The 16,982-nt window shown below is 51.3% G+C and carries 15 protein-coding genes and 1 pseudogene; 4 read left to right on the top strand and 12 right to left on the bottom strand.

The window, feature by feature from the left end; genetic code table 11:
* Positions 1–50 precede the first annotated feature (50 nt).
* From odhB to sdhC, 6 genes and pseudogenes are all read right to left on the bottom strand, one after another.
* Positions 51–1,241: pseudogene (odhB, locus tag AEST_RS07745) on the bottom strand (2-oxoglutarate dehydrogenase complex dihydrolipoyllysine-residue succinyltransferase); the annotation flags it as partial.
* 62 nt (positions 1,242–1,303) lie between these two features.
* Positions 1,304–4,114: a 2-oxoglutarate dehydrogenase E1 component gene (locus tag AEST_RS07740; RefSeq protein ID WP_008951865.1), complete on the bottom strand. Its 2,811-nt coding sequence runs from the start codon at positions 4,112–4,114 to the stop codon at positions 1,304–1,306.
* A 100-nt stretch (positions 4,115–4,214) separates the two neighbouring features.
* On the bottom strand, positions 4,215–4,934 hold the full coding sequence (locus tag AEST_RS07735) for a succinate dehydrogenase iron-sulfur subunit (RefSeq protein WP_008608256.1): 720 nt from the start codon (positions 4,932–4,934) through the stop codon (positions 4,215–4,217).
* A 14-nt stretch (positions 4,935–4,948) separates the two neighbouring features.
* A complete protein-coding gene (gene sdhA, locus AEST_RS07730; RefSeq protein WP_008608255.1) occupies positions 4,949–6,721 on the bottom strand; it encodes a succinate dehydrogenase flavoprotein subunit in 1,773 nt (590 codons plus the stop codon).
* On the bottom strand, positions 6,722–7,069 hold the full coding sequence (gene sdhD / locus AEST_RS07725; RefSeq protein ID WP_008608253.1) for a succinate dehydrogenase, hydrophobic membrane anchor protein: 348 nt from the start codon (positions 7,067–7,069) through the stop codon (positions 6,722–6,724).
* Positions 7,060–7,437 (bottom strand): succinate dehydrogenase, cytochrome b556 subunit, encoded by a 378-nt coding sequence (gene sdhC, locus AEST_RS07720; RefSeq protein ID WP_156803883.1) that lies wholly within the window; start codon positions 7,435–7,437, stop codon positions 7,060–7,062. The genes sdhD and sdhC overlap by 10 nt, the downstream gene beginning before the upstream one ends.
* A gap of 364 nt (positions 7,438–7,801) precedes the next feature.
* Here sdhC and gltA point away from each other — a divergent pair, with 364 nt between their 5' ends.
* From gltA to AEST_RS16815, 4 genes are all read left to right on the top strand, one after another.
* Entirely contained in the window at positions 7,802–9,079 is a 1,278-nt protein-coding gene (gene gltA, locus AEST_RS07715; protein WP_008608251.1) for a citrate synthase, read from the top strand.
* Positions 9,080–9,211: 132 nt separating this feature from the next.
* Entirely contained in the window at positions 9,212–10,426 is a 1,215-nt protein-coding gene (locus AEST_RS07710) for an aminotransferase class V-fold PLP-dependent enzyme (protein ID WP_008608250.1), read from the top strand.
* A gap of 2 nt (positions 10,427–10,428) precedes the next feature.
* Entirely contained in the window at positions 10,429–10,872 is a 444-nt protein-coding gene (locus AEST_RS07705; protein ID WP_008608249.1) for a SufE family protein, read from the top strand.
* A gap of 117 nt (positions 10,873–10,989) precedes the next feature.
* Positions 10,990–11,838 carry a BUD32 family EKC/KEOPS complex subunit gene (locus AEST_RS16815; RefSeq protein ID WP_156803882.1) on the top strand — a complete coding sequence of 283 codons (849 nt, stop codon included), beginning with the start codon at positions 10,990–10,992 and terminating at the stop codon, positions 11,836–11,838.
* Here the strand turns inward: AEST_RS16815 and tcdA are convergent.
* Genes tcdA through msbA form a run of 6 tightly spaced genes read right to left on the bottom strand, consistent with a single transcriptional unit; the run spans position 11,779 to position 16,934 of the window.
* The gene (tcdA, locus tag AEST_RS07695) at positions 11,779–12,591 is read right to left on the bottom strand and encodes a tRNA cyclic N6-threonylcarbamoyladenosine(37) synthase TcdA (protein WP_008608248.1); all 813 of its coding nucleotides are present in this window, start codon (positions 12,589–12,591) and stop codon (positions 11,779–11,781) included. The genes AEST_RS16815 and tcdA overlap by 60 nt on opposite strands.
* The gene (locus AEST_RS07690) at positions 12,591–13,307 is read right to left on the bottom strand and encodes a pseudouridine synthase (protein WP_008608247.1); all 717 of its coding nucleotides are present in this window, start codon (positions 13,305–13,307) and stop codon (positions 12,591–12,593) included. The genes tcdA and AEST_RS07690 overlap by 1 nt, the downstream gene beginning before the upstream one ends.
* Positions 13,300–14,052 (bottom strand): 3-deoxy-manno-octulosonate cytidylyltransferase, encoded by a 753-nt coding sequence (gene kdsB, locus AEST_RS07685; protein ID WP_008951856.1) that lies wholly within the window; start codon positions 14,050–14,052, stop codon positions 13,300–13,302. Before kdsB ends, AEST_RS07690 begins: the two co-directional genes overlap by 8 nt.
* Entirely contained in the window at positions 14,040–14,237 is a 198-nt protein-coding gene (locus tag AEST_RS07680) for a Trm112 family protein (protein ID WP_008608245.1), read from the bottom strand. Before AEST_RS07680 ends, kdsB begins: the two co-directional genes overlap by 13 nt.
* Complete coding sequence (gene lpxK, locus AEST_RS07675) at positions 14,212–15,210, bottom strand: tetraacyldisaccharide 4'-kinase (RefSeq protein ID WP_008608244.1); 999 nt, start codon at positions 15,208–15,210, stop codon at positions 14,212–14,214. Before lpxK ends, AEST_RS07680 begins: the two co-directional genes overlap by 26 nt.
* On the bottom strand, positions 15,207–16,934 hold the full coding sequence (msbA, locus tag AEST_RS07670) for a lipid A export permease/ATP-binding protein MsbA (protein WP_193759643.1): 1,728 nt from the start codon (positions 16,932–16,934) through the stop codon (positions 15,207–15,209). The genes lpxK and msbA overlap by 4 nt, the downstream gene beginning before the upstream one ends.
* Positions 16,935–16,982 lie beyond the last annotated feature (48 nt).

The following is a 16,982-nucleotide window of genomic DNA, read 5'->3' as shown; positions in this document are numbered from 1 at the left end:
TTTAAAAACGCTGTTGCGCAAACAACAGCATTTTTATCCGCTTTTACCGCTTAGATATCCAGCAGAATACGGGTTGGATCTTCCAGTAACTCTTTAATGGTTACCAGGAAACCCACAGACTCTTTACCATCGATGATGCGGTGGTCATAAGACAGCGCCAGATACATCATTGGCAGAATTTCCATCTTACCGTCGACTACCATCACGCGGTCCTGGATCTTGTGCATACCCAGAATCGCTGACTGTGGTGGATTGATAATTGGCGTAGACATCAGAGAGCCGAACACACCACCGTTAGTGATAGTGAAGTTACCGCCCATCAGGTCGTCCATCGCCAGCTTGCCATCACGGCCTTTGATGGCCAGATCTTTAATCGCTTTTTCGATTTCGGCCAGATTCATCTTGTCACAGTCACGCAGTACTGGCGTTACCAGACCACGAGGTGTAGATACCGCGATACTGACATCGAAGTAGTTGTGATAAACGATATCATCACCATCGATCGCCGCATTCACTTCCGGGAAGCGTTTCAGGGCTTCGGTAACTGCTTTAACATAGAACGACATAAAACCTAAACGGATACCATGACGCTTCTCAAACACGTCCTGATACTGCTTACGCAGATCCATAATCGGCTTCATGTTCACTTCATTGAACGTCGTTAACATAGCGGTAGAGTTTTTCGCTTCCAGTAAGCGGTTCGCGATGGTCTTACGCAGACGGGTCATCGGTACGCGTTTCTGGCTACGGTCACCGGCAGCAACCACAGGTGTGGTAGCGGCAGGCGCAGCGGCTTTAGCAGGTGCACCGGCTAAGAATTTTTCAACGTCTTCTTTGGTAACACGGCCGTTTTTGCCGGTGCCTTTGATTTTGCTGGCATCCAGACCTTTTTCGGCAATTAAACGACGCACTGACGGGCTTAAGGCATCATCACTGTCATCGCTGGCAGCTGGCGCAGCGGCGGCGGCCTCTGCTTTTGGTGCGTCAGCTTTCGCAGCTGGTGCACCACCGGCAGACATCTTACCGATGACCTGCTCAGCAGTTACAGTGGCGCCAACATCATGCAGGATCTCGCCCATCACGCCATCGGCCTGAGCGACGACTTCCAGCACAACTTTGTCGGTTTCGATATCGACTAATACCTGATCACGGCTTACGGCTTCACCGGTTTTTACGTGCCAGGTGGCGATAGTTGCATCTGCAACAGATTCCGGTAATACGGGTACTTTAATTTCCACTTTTTCACCTTTAACGGTTGGTCTTATCAGTTATAACAGCCCGCCAAAGCGGGCTGCAAAGCGTTTTATTTCAGTGTCAGGGCGTCATTTACCAGCGCTTGCTGCTGCTTGTTATGTACCGACAGGTAACCAACAGCAGGTGAAGACGAAGCTTCACGACCGGCATAGGTCAGCTTAGCGCCTTGCGGAATAGCAGCCCAGAAATGGTGCTGACTGCAGTACCAGGCACCCTGGTTTTGCGGCTCTTCCTGACACCAGACGAAATCGGTGACATGCTGATAGGCTGCCAGCGCTTGCGCCATTTCCTGATGCGGGAACGGATACAGCTGCTCAACCCGGATGATCGCCACGTCTTTCTGCTCGCGCTTACGCCGCTCTTCCAGCAGTTCGTAGTACACCTTACCGCTACAGAACACCACGCGTTTCACATCGGCCGGGTTCAGCTCGTCAATCTCGCCAATCACGTTATGGTAGACGCCTGACGCCAGCTCTTCCAGCGTAGAGGTTGCCAGTGGGTGACGCAGTAACGATTTTGGCGACATCACGATCAATGGCCGGCGCATTGGCCGCACCATCTGCCGACGCAACATATTAAATACCTGAGCCGGTGTGGTTGGCACACAGACTTGCATATTGTGGTCGGCACACAGTTGCAGGAAACGCTCCAAACGGGCTGAAGAGTGCTCCGGGCCCTGGCCTTCGTAACCGTGTGGTAATAACAGCGTTAAACCACAGAGACGACCCCACTTCTGCTCGCCTGAGCTTAAGAACTGGTCAATGACCACCTGGGCACCGTTGGCGAAGTCACCAAACTGACCTTCCCAGATCACCATGGCGCGAGGTTCTGCGGTGGCATAACCATATTCAAAGGCCAATACCGCTTCTTCAGACAGCGCCGAGTCATAGACCTGAAACACACCCTGTTTCTCGTCAATATGCTCAAGTGGCGTATAAGTGCTGGCATCAGTTTGACTGTGCAGTACTGCATGGCGATGGAAGAAGGTACCACGACCAGAATCCTGACCAACAATCCGCACCCGGCTACCTTCGGCAACCGTAGAAGCGTAGGCCAGAATTTCAGCAAAGCCCCAATCGATTTTCTTCTCACCTTTTAGCATCAGGGCGCGGTCTTCGTAAACACGACCGACCTGACGTTGTAAAGCATGTGCGGCTGGAACCTGGATCGCTTTTTCACCCAGCGCGACCAGTTTCTCCACCGGTACACTGGCGTCGTAAGGACTATCCCAATCTTTGTTCAGGTATGGCGTCCAATCAACTGAAGTAGGAGCCATAGGACGCAGTTCTTCTACTACGCAATCACCTTTGTCCAGGGCATCACGATAACCATCAATCAGCGCCTTAACCTCGTCCGCCGTCACAATGCCTTCTAACTGCAGTTTCTCGGCATAGATTTCACGCGGCGTCGGGTGCTTCTTAATCTTCTGGTACATCAGCGGTTGGGTCGCATTCGGCTCATCCGCTTCGTTGTGGCCATTACGACGATAACAAACCAGGTCAATCACCACATCGCGTTTAAAGGTGTTGCGGTAATCTACGGCAAGTTGTGCCACAAATACGACGGCTTCCGGATCATCACCGTTAACGTGGAAAATTGGCGCCTGTACCATCTTAGCGATATCAGTACAGTAAGGTGTAGAACGCGTGTCTTCCGGGTTAGAGGTGGTAAAGCCAACCTGGTTGTTAATCACGATCCGCACGGTGCCACCCACTTTAAAGGCACGGGTTTGCGACAGGTTAAAGGTTTCGGCTACCACACCCTGACCGGCAAACGCAGAGTCACCGTGAATAGTAATTGGCAGTGCTAAAGAGCCGTCAGTGCAACCACGACGATCTAAGCGGGCGCGCACTGAACCTAACACTACCGGGTTAACAATTTCCAGATGCGACGGGTTAAACGCCAGGGCTAAATGGACGATACCACCTTTGGTTTCAAAGTCAGACGAGAAACCCATGTGGTATTTCACGTCACCGGCACCCACCACTTCGTATTTACCGGCGAACTCGTCAAATAATTTTGACGGGTTTTTACCCAGTACGTTGATCAGCGTATTTAAGCGGCCACGGTGTGCCATACCGATAACGGAGTCCTGTGCGCCCTGCTCACCGGCACGGTGGATCATGGCTTTGAGCATCGGGATCATGGCATCGCCACCTTCCAGACCAAAGCGTTTGGCACCCGGGAATTTTGACCCTAAATATTTTTCCAGGCCATCAGCGGCAACCAGACCTTTTAAGATCTGTAACTTGGTAGCTTTATCATAGCGAGGCTGTGACTGAATGCTCTCCAAACGTTGCTGGATCCAGCGTTTTTCATCAGTCGATACGATGTGCATATACTCAGCACCAATAGAGCCGCAATAAGTGCGCTCCAGGGCTTTGTGCAAATCGCCTAATTTCATCGTTTCCTGACCAGCTGCGAATGATCCAACATGGAACTCTGTATCGTAATCAGCTTCAGACAGTTCATGGTAAGACAATTCAAGGTCACGTACCCTGGGTTGCTTCCATAAATTCAGCGGGTCAAGATTGGCATGCTGGTGACCACGGAACCGATAGGAGTTGATTAATTGCAGCACTTTGACCTGACGGCTGTCGGCACCACTGCCGCTATTGACGACCACCACTTCACGGTGTTTGTTTTTAGCCAGTTCAGCAAACTGTTGCCGGACATCACTGTGCCGGGTTTCGAGATCGACCCCATCGATTTTTGGTAACTTGGCAAAAAATTCGCGCCATTCGTCACCAACACTGGTGGGCTCTGCTAAGTAGGATTCATAGAGTTCATCCACATAGGCCATGTTGCCACCGCCAAGATGTGAAGACTCTAACCACGCCTTCATTACACCTTCGTGCATTTAGTTTCCCTTATTTCTGAGCACCTGGAAAAATTAGCAAAAAAACTGCCGTGCTGCATGCAGCCCGGACAGTTTCAGTTAAATACTAAAAAAGGGCGCATTACAGCGCCCGGTTTAACAACATCGATTTGATCTGTCCGATAGCTTTAGTCGGGTTCAGTCCTTTTGGACAGACGTTGACACAGTTCATAATACCGTGGCAGCGGAACACGCTGAAAGCGTCGTCAAGATCATTTAAGCGTTGTTCAGTCGCAGTATCGCGACTGTCAGCCAGGAAGCGGTAGGCATGCAGTAAACCAGCCGGGCCGATAAACTTATCCGGGTTCCACCAGAACGACGGACAAGAGGTCGAACAACAAGCACATAAAATACATTCGTACAGGCCGTCAAGTTTAGCACGTTCTTCCGGCGACTGCAGGAACTCACCCGCTGGTGGTAACTTGCTGTCGTTGATCAGGTACGGTTTTACCTTCTCATACTGGGTGTAGAACTGGCTCATATCTACCACCAGATCGCGGATTACCGGTAAACCTGGCAGTGGCCGCAATACAATCTTGCCGCCTTTTAAACCAACGGCAGATAATGGCGTAATACAAGCCAGACCGTTTTTGCCGTTCATGTTCAGACCATCTGAACCGCAAACACCTTCACGGCAGCTGCGACGGAACGACAAGGTAGGGTCCTGCTCTTTTAACTTTAACAGTGCATCCAGCACCATCATATCCCGGCCTTCCGGGTTATCCAGCGTGTAATCCTGCATGCGCGGCGCTTGGTCGACATCAGGGTTATAACGATAGATGGAAAATACTAACTTCTGCATCGTTGTGGCCCCTCTTAGTACTTACGTGCTTTTGGCGGGAAAGCTTCACGGAACTTCGGTTCCAGATTCACTTTACGCTTAAACATAGATTCAGTATCCGGTGTGTAAACACTGTGGCATAACCAGTTTTCATCATCACGATCCGGGAAGTCAAAACGGGCATGGGCACCACGGCTTTCAGTACGGAAGTTCGCTGCTACCGCAGTTGAGTAAGCGGTTTCCATCAGGTTGTCCAGCTCTAAACATTCAATACGCTGGGTATTGAAATCTGAGCTCTTGTCATCCAGACGGGCAAACTTCAGCCGCTCACGGATTTCTTTTAACTGTTGCAGACCTTCGGCCATCGCCTGACCTTCACGGAATACCGAGAAGTTAAGTTGCATGCAGTTTTGCAGGTCTTTCTTAATCTGTACCGGATCTTCACCCTGACCTGGTTTGCTGTCTTCCCAGCGACGGGTGCGGGCCAGAGCAGCATCAATATCGTCAGCAGAGGCGGCACGGGCTTCTGCGGTAGCAGCCAGGGCTTCGCCCAGGTGTAAGCCAGTAGCACGGCCAAACACCACTAAGTCTAACAGTGAGTTACCGCCTAAACGGTTAGCACCATGTACCGATACACAAGCAATTTCACCACAGGCAAATAAGCCAGGTACCACCGCTTCTGAGCCGTCAGCTTTTGGCGAAATCACCTGACCATGGACGTTGGTTGGAATACCACCCATCATATAGTGACAGGTTGGGATAACCGGAATTGGTTCTTTTACCGGATCAACGTGCGCAAAAGTACGTGACAATTCACAAATACCTGGCAGACGGCTTTCCAGAACCTCTTCACCTAAGTGATCTAGTTTCAGCTTGATATGGACGCCCCAAGGACCATCACAACCGCGGCCTTCACGGATTTCGGTCATCATGGCGCGGGCTACCACGTCACGGCCGGCTAAGTCTTTGGCGTTTGGTGCATACCGCTCCATAAAGCGTTCACCGTCTTTATTCAGCAGGTAGCCACCTTCACCACGGCAGCCTTCGGTTACCAGCGTACCGGCACCGGCGATACCGGTTGGGTGGAATTGCCACATTTCCATATCCTGCAGCGGCACACCGGCACGCAGGGCCATACCAACACCATCACCGGTATTGATGTGGGCATTCGTCGTCGAGGCGTAGATACGGCCGGCACCGCCCGTTGCTAATACGGTCGCTTTGGCTTTGAAGTAAACAATCTCACCGGTCTCGATATCGATAGCGGTACAGCCTACTACGGCACCGTCCTGATTCTTTACCAGGTCGAGCGCGTACCACTCAGAGAAGACCTGAGTACGGTTTTTAACGTTTTGCTGATACAGCAGGTGTAACAGCGCATGGCCGGTACGGTCAGCAGCGGCAGCAGTACGGGCAGCCTGCTCACCACCGAAATTCTTCGACTGACCGCCGAATGGGCGCTGATAGACGCGACCGTTTTCAAAACGAGAGAACGGTAAGCCCATATTTTCCAGCTCGGTAATGGCTTCCGGGCCGGTTTTACACATATATTCAATGGCGTCCTGGTCACCGATATAGTCCGAGCCCTTAACGGTATCGAACATGTGCCATTCCCAGTTATCTTCATGGGAGTTACCCAGTGCTACCGTAATACCGCCCTGGGCAGATACAGTGTGCGAACGGGTTGGAAACACTTTAGACAATAAGGCGCAAGTTAAACCAGACTGGGTGATCTGTAACGCCGCACGCATACCTGCACCACCGGCCCCAATAACGATGGCATCAAATTCTCTTACTGGAATAGTCACTTAAGCACCCCACAACACAAATAAACCTACTGCCACATACGCGAAGGCAATCACATAAAGGACAAACTGCAATACGGCGCGCAGTCTGGCGCATTTCACGTAGTCAGTCAGTACCTGCCACAAACCAATACGGGTGTGGATGGCAATTGAGATCAGGGCGAGTAAAGTGAAGACTTTCATCAGTGTATTGGCAAATAACCCCTGCCATACTTCGAAAGTAACCTCTGGGGTAAAGAGGAAGAAACCTAAGATAAATAAGCTGTACAGTGCCAGTACAATAGCGGTGGCACGCAGCGAAACGTAATCCTGAACGCCGTCGCGTTTCAGGCTAGCCTGATTCAGAACCATACCCATACTCCTGCTAATACTGCTAATACAATCCACAAGCCGATTGTGATTTTGGCGCTCAGGTTACCGGAATCTAATTCCTCCCAATGGCCCATATCCATAATCAGATGGCGAACGCCACCCAGCAGGTGGTAGGTCAGTACAGTAATCGTACCCCAGGCGATAAATTTCGCTAAATGTGAATTTAGCAAGGACTTCACGTAGTCAAAGCCTTCTGCGCTTTGCAATGAAGTCGCCCATGCCCAGATCACAAACAGCAGTGCGAAAAACATTGCTACACCAGTAACCCGGTGCAGAATAGAAGCTTTGGCAGTCGCAGGTAGAGAGATAGTCGATAAATCGAGATTTATTGGTCTTTGCTTTTTCACAGTTTCTTGCCCATCGATGCCCGTGTAGAGCGTAGTTGTCATTATTGTCGCTGTAAAACCAGTGACATCCCAACGCCAATATACTCTTTATGCCCCAAGCTGGTTCAGCAAAAAAGCTGGTGTCAGGTGAACTGCTTTTACGCCGCCAATAGTATATATTTCATAAAAGGCTATTACAATTTTTGTTTGGTTTTACACGGAAAATTCCGCAGATGGAAATTTACATAAATTGTCAAAAGCAGCAATACGACTAGAGTCGAATACTTATTCAACGATTAGTCTTTAGAATTGACTTTCAGGTGTGGTTTGCGAGTAGAATAGCCCAAACCCTAATATCCGATACTACAACAATAGGAGAAATCCAATGGCAGATAAAAAGGCCGTCGTGCAGATTGATGGTAAGACCTTCGAGCTACCGATCTATTCTGGCACGGCAGGCACTGACGTAATCGACGTACGTACTCTCGGGCAACAGGGCTACTTCACTTTTGACCCGGGCTTTATGTCTACCGGCTCCTGTGAATCGAAGATTACCTATATCGATGGCGACAATGGCGTATTGCTGCACCGCGGTTATCCGATTGAACAACTTGCTGAAAAATCAAATTATCTGGAAACCTGTTATTTACTGTTAGAAGGTGAATTACCTTCTGAACAGCAGTATCAGGACTTCGTAAAGACCATTACCCGCCACACCATGGTTCACGAGAAAATCGCTGCTTTTTTCCAGGGTTTCCGCGTTGATGCCCACCCAATGGCGATGCTGTGTGGTGTCGTTGGTGCCATGTCGTCTTTCTATCACTCCGATTTAGATATTAACGACCCAATGCAGCGCAAGCGTAGCGCGCACCGTTTAATTGCCAAACTGCCAACTATCGCAGCTATGGCTTACAAATACACTGTGGGTCAGCCATTCGTCTATCCACGCAACGAACTGAGCTACTCAGAAAACTTCCTGCATATGATGTTCTCAGTGCCGGCTGAAGAGTACAAAGTCAGCCCGGTATTAGCAAAAGCGATGGACCGCATCTTTATGCTGCACGCTGACCATGAGCAGAACGCTTCAACCTCAACGGTGCGTTTAGCCGGTTCATCAGGCGCTAATCCTTATGCCTGTATCGCTGCCGGTATCGCCTCACTGTGGGGCCCGGCACACGGTGGCGCCAACGAAGCCTGCCTGAAGATGTTACAACAAATTGGCTCTGTTGATCGTATCCCAGAATTTGTCGCCCGCGCCAAAGACAAGAATGACACTTTCCGTCTGATGGGCTTTGGTCACCGCGTGTACAAGAACTTTGACCCACGCGCTAAGGTAATGCGTGAAACCTGCCACGAGGTGCTGAGCGAGCTGAATATTAAAGATCCACTGCTGGATGTGGCGATGGAGCTGGAGCGAATTGCGCTGTCAGACCCGTACTTTATCGAGAAGAAACTGTATCCAAACGTCGATTTCTACTCTGGTATCATCTTAAAAGCCATCGGTATTCCAACAAGTATGTTTACCGTGATCTTCGCCATGTCACGTACTGTTGGCTGGATTTCACACTGGGATGAAATGCTGTCGGACAAAGGCCATAAGATCGGTCGGCCGCGTCAGCTGTATACCGGCTATACTGCCCGTGATTATGTCAGCAAGAAATAACATTTTTTGCTAATTATCAAAGCGGCCTGAGGCCGCTTTTTTATTTTTTGCATTTTTATGCACACTGTCGTTCGATAAATTGGCCATAAATTGGCATAATTATGCTATTGGTGTTATGGAGCCCAAGTTCTCATGTCAAGTTTCGATGCCCTGGCCTTCCGGCAGTTTTTTCCGTTTTTTAACCATAACCCGGAGTGGATCTACCTGGATACCGCAGCCACCAGCCAGAAACCACAGCAGGTGATCGACGCCGAGTTGGCATTTTATCAGCAGCAAAATAGTAACGTGCATCGCGGTGCCCACCAACTAAGCCAGCACGCCACTGCGGCCTTTGAAGCCGCCCGGGACAGCGTGCAACAATTTCTGAACGCGGCATGCCGCTCTGAAATCATCTTTACCAGCGGCACCACTGCCGCCTTTAACCAACTGGCGTTTGGTTTAATGAATACCATTCTCAAGCCCGGCGACCGGATCCTGATTTCCGCGCTGGAGCATCACGCCAATATCGTACCCTGGCAGCTACACTGCCAAAGTCGTGGTGTGCAGCTGGATGTGATCCCCCTGGATCAGCAGTTAATGCCGGACCTTGACGTCTATCAGCAGTTATTGGCGCTCAAACCTAAGATTGTCAGCCTGACCCAGGTATCCAATGCGCTGGGGCATATTCTGCCCTTAGCAACTATGTTACGGGCAGCTAAAGCCGCAGGGGCAATTACCATAGTGGATGGGGCTCAGGGCATAAGCTGGCAGGTACCGGATGTGCAACAATGGCCGGTAGATTTTTACTGCTTTTCCGGTCATAAGCTCTATGGCCCCACTGGTATTGGCGTCTTATATGGCAAACAGCGGTATCTGGAACAGTTGAGGCCCTTGCTGGGCGGGGGCGAGATGATTAGCGATGTCAGCTTTCAGCGCTCTAGCTTTGCTGCACTACCGGCCCGGCTCGAGGCCGGCACACCCAATATTGCCGGCGCCATAGGCCTGGCCGCTGCCATTGAATTTATCCGGCAGTTTGACGCTCAGCAAATAAATCAGTATAAAGGCGAATTATTACAACAATTTGCTGCTGGGCTAAGTCAAATTCCCGGCCTAAGCCCGTTGACCAGGGTTGAACAGAGCGCCGGTATTATTAGTCTGCAGCTGGCCGGAGAGCATCCAAATGATCTGGCGATGTTGTTAAATGAACAAAAAATCGCCGTACGTGCCGGCAGCCACTGCGCCATGCCGTTATTTGCCATGCTGCAGTTGCCTGGCGCGGTGCGTTTTGCTTTTGCAGCCTATAATTTACCAGCCGAGGTCGATGTCACCCTGCAGGCATTAGCGGCAGCCACCGAGATCCTGAGGTAACCATGCTACAACAACTTATTGCCGATACCGCCACCGGCTTGCAGCAGATAGCGGAACAAGAACTACCATTGCTGCAACAACCAACCGATTGGCAAAGTAAATATCGGTTGTTAATGCAACTGGGTAAGAAATTACCTGCCCTACCGGAGAAAATGCGCCAGACTGAATATCTGGTCCGTGGCTGTGAAAGCCGGGCCTGGCTACTGCACTATCAGGAGCCGGTAACTGGCAAGCACTATTTTGTACTGGACAGTGAAGCCCGTATCGTTAAAGGTCTACTGGCAATTATGCTATGTTTTGTGAATGGTAAAACCAGTAGTGAACTTGCCGAGCTGGAACTCAGTCGCCATTTTGATGCGCTAAATCTGCGCCCTTACCTGAGTCAATCCCGGGGCAATGGCCTGACTATGATGCTACAACGCATTCAAAGCACTATTAAAGCTTAGAGCTCGCCCTTAGCTAGCTGTAGACTTTACCGATATTCAGCTAAAATTCAGCTACCATAAGTTCTAATGCCGCACCCTGGGCACACTGCACGTCCAGGCTTATCGGGGATGCGCGCTATGGATAATGTCTCTCTTCTTGAATTTAGTCTGCAGTTACGGCAGCAACAACCACAACGTTCTTTCAGCTTTAACTGGCAAGGCCAGAAACTGTGGTTAAAGCAGCAAGAACCTGCCCTACCGGGCTGGCGTCGCGTATTACCAAAACTGATTGCCAGCCTGAGCTCTAATCCACTGTACTTTCCCAGTATTGAACCTTTTGCCGCCCTGGCCGGCGAAGCTAAACGCTTACAACTGCTGGGTAGTCTGGGTTTTAATGTGCCGCGGGTTTTAGTCGCGTCGGAGGAGTACCTGGTGCTTTCCGATGTTGGGCCTTCGCTAAAATACTGGCTAACGGAAGCACAACCTGACGCCGAGCAGCGACGCGAGATTTTGCTGCAGGCGGCAGCCGCGCTGGCTAAACTGCATCAGCATAATCGCTGGCACGGCCGGCCGGCATTACGCGATCTGTGTTGGGATGGTAAACAGATTGGTTTTATTGATTTTGAAGAAAACCCGCATCAACAACTGAGTATTGACCAGTGTATGGTACGGGATGTACTTATCTTTATCCATGGCCTGTATCGCTATCTTGAGCACACAGATCCGCTGATTGACGAAGTCATTACCGAGTATCGCCGCCTCGCGCCTGGACGAGTATGGCGCGATAGTCTGGCGGTGGTAGAGCAGATGTGGTTAGTTTATCCATTACTGGAACTAAGCCATGGCTTACTCGGTAAAGATGGCAAGCAAGCCTTGCTGGCGCTGCGGCAATTACGCCAGCACCGCAGTGGTCAACAACGTAGTAAGTTACCCTGGATTGTGCTCAGCCTGTTGCTCGCTTACACCCTTGCGGACCAGTTTGACTAGCAGGCGCGAAACCGCAGCAAAACCGAAGCTGGCCGTCACCACAGTGGCGGCACCAAAACCGCCGCTGCAATCCAGCCGCATCGCGCCGCTAGTATCCGGCTTTTGCTGACAAACACTGCCATCAGTAGCCGGATAACGTAACTGCTCGGTTGAAAATACACAATCGACGCCAAAACGCCGCTTCGGATTGCGGCTAAACTGATGATCACGTCGCAGCATATTGCGTACCTTCGCTAACAGCGGGTCGTTGTAGGCCTGTGTCAGATCGGCGATTTGGATCTGCGTCGGGTCAAGTTGACCTCCGGCGCCGCCTGTGGTGATCAGCGGGATCTTGCGCCGCTTACACCAGGCAATTAATGCTGTTTTGGCTTTCACGGCATCAATCGCATCCAGCACATAATCAATTTTGCCGTGTAATAACTGTGCCAGATTATCAGCTGCGATAAAATCTGCCACCTGATGTACCACACATTCCGGGTTGATCTGATGGATCCGCTCTGCCATTACCGCAACCTTATCCTGCCCCACTGTTGCAGTCAGCGCATGTAATTGGCGATTAATATTGCTGACACAGACATCATCCAAATCAATCAAGGTCAGCTCGCCAATACCAGAGCGGGCCAAAGCCTCTGCCGCCCAGCTGCCCACACCACCAATACCTATCACCACCACATGCGCCTGGCGAAATTGCTGCAATGCGGTCTGACCATAAAGCCGGGCAATACCGGCAAAACGGGTTTCATAATCTGACATTATTCATCCTGATCTGAACAAGCAGCCAACTGCGCAGGAGCAGCTGGCCAGGGAAAATCAGCCGGCGTTAACCAGCTTGATGGCAAGCCAAGTTGCAATAGTTCAGCAAAGGCCGCGCCGCTATCAGGTAATACCTGGAACTGATACTGCTTGCCGAACAAGCTGAAGCTGAGCGCATAGGCATGCAGGTAGACCCGATCTGCTACTGCACCACCATAGAGTTCATCACCCAGAATAGCAGCCCCGACGCTCTTTAGCGCCACTCTTAACTGATGGGTTTTACCGGTGAAAGGTTTTAACAGAAAAGCCCGAAACGGTGCATCCTGATAGCCCTGGCTGACAAAATAGGTCACCGCAGGCGCTTGCTCGCCCTGACCAAGACGCCAGGCGCCACGCCGCGCCGGTTGCATGGGGCCCTTGACCCAGCCTTGCTTTTTTTGTGGTCGCGCCGCACTAAGTGCCAGATAGCATTTCTGCACCTGCCGCTTGGCAAATAACCGGGTTAACTCAGCCGCTACCCCAGGCCGGCGTGCCAGTAACAGCAAGCCAGAGGTGACTTTATCCAGCCGATGCACCGGATAAAGCTTTTGTGCCAGCTGTTGCTCGGCCAACGCCACCAGGCCGGGGCCTTGCTCAGAATGAAAACTGACACCGGCGGCTTTATTCAGAACATAGAAATCGTCGGTTTGCGCCACTATCTGAAAAGCATCAGTCATAGGTTTTAGCATGGGCGATGGCCCTTGCCAGATCCTCGGCAGTATCCACCCCCATCGCCGGCGGCGCTATGGCATCGGCAACATGGATGGCTTCACCCTGCCACAGCACCCGCAATTGCTCCAGCGCTTCCAGCCGCTCCAGGGTAGACACCGGCCAGCGTACGTAATCCTGAATAAAACCGGCGCGGTAGGCATAGATGCCGATATGCCGCCGGTAATGCTGAGCAAGCTCGGCTTGAAACGCCTGATCGCGATCAAAGGGGATCACCGAACGGCTAAAATACAGCGCATAACCTTGTTGGTCGGTCACCACTTTAACGATATTAGGATTGGCGATTTCGCTGGCATCGCCAAGCGGCACTGCCAGCGTGGCCATCCGAGCCCGCTGCTGAGCCGCCAGATTTGCCGCCACCTGACCGATTAATGCCGGTGGAATAAAGGGTTCATCGCCCTGCACATTAACGACTATAGTCTCTGCCGGTAGCCCCAGCTTCGTCACCACTTCTGCCAAACGCTCAGTACCGGAGTTGTGGTGAGTGGCAGTAACACAAACCTCACCACCAAAACCTTCCACAACCGCTTTAATCCTCTGATCGTCGGTTGCCACCAGCACCCGGGCCGCACCACTTTGCAACGCCTGGCGGTATACCCGTTCAATCATCGTTTTACCGTTGATATCAGCCAGGGGTTTACCTGGCAGGCGGCTACTGGCGTAGCGCGCCGGTATCACCACTAGGAACGCCATTTTTCACACTCTTCAGCGCTTAATATGGTGGCTTCATTGGCCAGTAATACCGGAATGTTATTACTTAAACGATAGGCCAGCCGATCCAGCGTACAGATCAAGCGCTGGCCGTCTTTGTCGTATTTCAGTTTACCCTTGCAGACCGGGCAGGCCAGGATATCAGTCAATGCCGGATTGAGTGCCATAACGAATTCCCAAAGTATTTAATAAGGCGTCCAGACGGGCGACGACTGCCGCGTCCGGCTCCGCCTGCACGGGTAAATAATACCAGTCAGGCCGGGCAAATTTGCGGCATTTTACCGCATCTTTTTCCGTCATCAGGATCGGACCTGAGACCATGTTAAAGTCATCCGCCTGAAAAGGGTGATGATCGGGCCAGAAGTGACAATGTTTGATTTTAAATCCAGCCTGCTCGGCAGAGGCTTTAAAACGTAGCGGATTGCCAATACCGGCGACCAGTTGAATCTCGGTGTCAGGCGTCAGTGGCTCCGCATCGGGCAATAACGGCGATGCTGCCGCAGAACTGAGCTTGATTTCGCCAGCAGCAAGCGCTGAGCTACCACTATTGGCAATCACCAGATCGACACTGGCAAGGCGCTTTGGTAATTCCCGTAGCGGCCCGGCCGGCAATAACCAGCCGTTGCCCAGGCCGCGTTGCCCATCCAGCAACACGATTTCCAGATCCCGGGCCAGACGGTAATGCTGTAAACCATCATCGGAAATAATAATATCAACCTGTGGTCGCTTCTCCAGCAAAAAACGCCCCGCCGCTACCCGATCGGGTGACACCACTATGGGACAGCCGCTGCGCTGCGCCAGTAACAGGGGTTCGTCGCCAACCAGCGCCGGACTATCCAACTCAGTGACCAGCCGCGGCGCCTTAACCTTACCACCATAACCACGTGAAATAATGCCGGGTGTATAACCCCGCTGCCGCAGATAGTCACACAACCAAATCGTAAAAGGCGTCTTGCCGGTGCCGCCTACCGTGATATTGCCGACAATCAGCACCGGTACCGGCAATCTTTCTGTCTTTAGCACCCCAGCGCGAAACAATAAGCGCCGGACACTGCTAACCAGATAGAACAAGGCGCTAAACGGCAGCAATAAGGCGCACCACCAGTGTTTTTTATACCAGGCTTGCTCTAACAGGTTCATGCGTCGCCACCAAACTGCAGTTTATGCAAGGAGGCATAGGCACCGTCCTTTGCCAGCAATTGCTGATGGGTGCCCTGCTCCAGAATACGTCCTTGATCCATCACAATAATATTGTCTGCTTTTTCAATCGTCGATAAGCGGTGCGCAATCACAATGCTGGTGCGGCCCTTTAATAATACATCCAGTGCCGCCTGAATTTTTCGCTCTGACTCGGTGTCCAGCGCCGAGGTCGCTTCATCCAGAATTAGCACCGGTGCCTGACGTAGCAGGGCTCTGGCAATGGCAATGCGCTGGCGCTGGCCGCCCGACAAACTGACGCCATTTTCACCAATTTGCGTATCCAACCCATCCGGCAGCTTATCGGTAAATTCCAGCACATGTGCTTTCTCCGCCACATCAAGCAACTGCTCGCGGCTGACCGGACCGGGCATGCCATAGCAAATATTATTAGCAATAGTATCGTTAAACAGCATGACATGCTGCGACACCACAGCAATTTGACTGCGCAACGAAGCCCGGGTGTAACTCTGAATATTTTGACCATCGAGCAGGATTTCGCCCTGCTCCACTTCGTAAAAACGCGGCAGCAGACTGGATATCGTGGTTTTGCCACTGCCGGAGCGCCCGACCAGCGCCACCGTCTGGCCGGCTTTGATACTAAAACTGATATCCTTTAATACCTGTTGCTGATGTCCCGGGTAATGAAAACTGACATGGCTAAAGCTGATATCGCCCCTGGCAACTTTGAGCTCTATCCGGCCGGTTTCCTGCTCCGTCAGTTGATCCAGGATCTTAAAAATACTGGCAGCAGCAGCTAAACCACGTTGAAACTCACTGTTGACGGTGGTTAATTGCTTTAGTGGTTTTAGCATCATCACCATCGCCGTGACGATAGATGAGAAAATACCGGGTGTCAGCGTGTCCAGCATTTCCGGCTGGCTGGCCATAAAGACGACAAACGCCAGCGCGAAAGAGGCGATCAGTTGGATCACCCCCGAGCTGATGGCCGAGGTTGAGTCCATTTTGACCCCTTGCAAACGGGTCTGGTTATTCACCTCGGCAAAACGTTGATCTTCCAGTTGCTGGCCACCAAAAGACAGGATCACCTTATGGCCATTTAACATCTGCTCTGAGGCGGTGGTAACACCGCCCATCGCATGTTGGATCTTATGGCTCAGTTGCCGGAAGCGCTTTGATACCAGGCTGACGATAACGGCGATCACCGGCGCAATCAGAAAGAAGATTAGTGACAACTGCCAGCTATACCAGAACATAACGAAAATCAGGCCAACCACCAGAGCGCCGTCGCGCACCAGCACGATCAGTGCCTTAGTAAGGGATTGTTTAATCTGCTCGGCGTCATAGGTGATTTTCGAGATCAACTCACCAGTAGAATGCTTATCATGAAAACTGACCGGCAGCCGCATCATATGACCAAACAACTGCTGCCGCATATCCTTTACGATCTGATTACCAACCCAGCTGATACAATAGGTTGCCGTAAAATGAAAAATGCCGCGCAAAATAAATAATAAGATCACGACCAGCGGAGCATAACGCAAAAAGTCGGTGTCTTTTTCCTGAATACCGCGGTCAATAAAAGGCTGTACCGACGCGATAAATCCTGCATCAACCAGGGAGTAACCAATCATGCCGACTATGGCGGCGACAAAGCCGAGCCGGTAAGGCTTTAAGTAACCAAGAAGACGGCGGTAAACTACCATGCTTGTATCGTTATCTGACTGCAAAATAAGCACCTTTTTATTCTAAGC

The organism is Alishewanella aestuarii B11 (genome assembly GCF_000280055.1).
GTDB classification, from domain to species: domain Bacteria; phylum Pseudomonadota; class Gammaproteobacteria; order Enterobacterales; family Alteromonadaceae; genus Alishewanella; species Alishewanella aestuarii.
The sequence above is the reverse complement of the archived record's forward strand: the minus strand, read 5'-3'. Positions and strand labels throughout refer to the sequence as shown.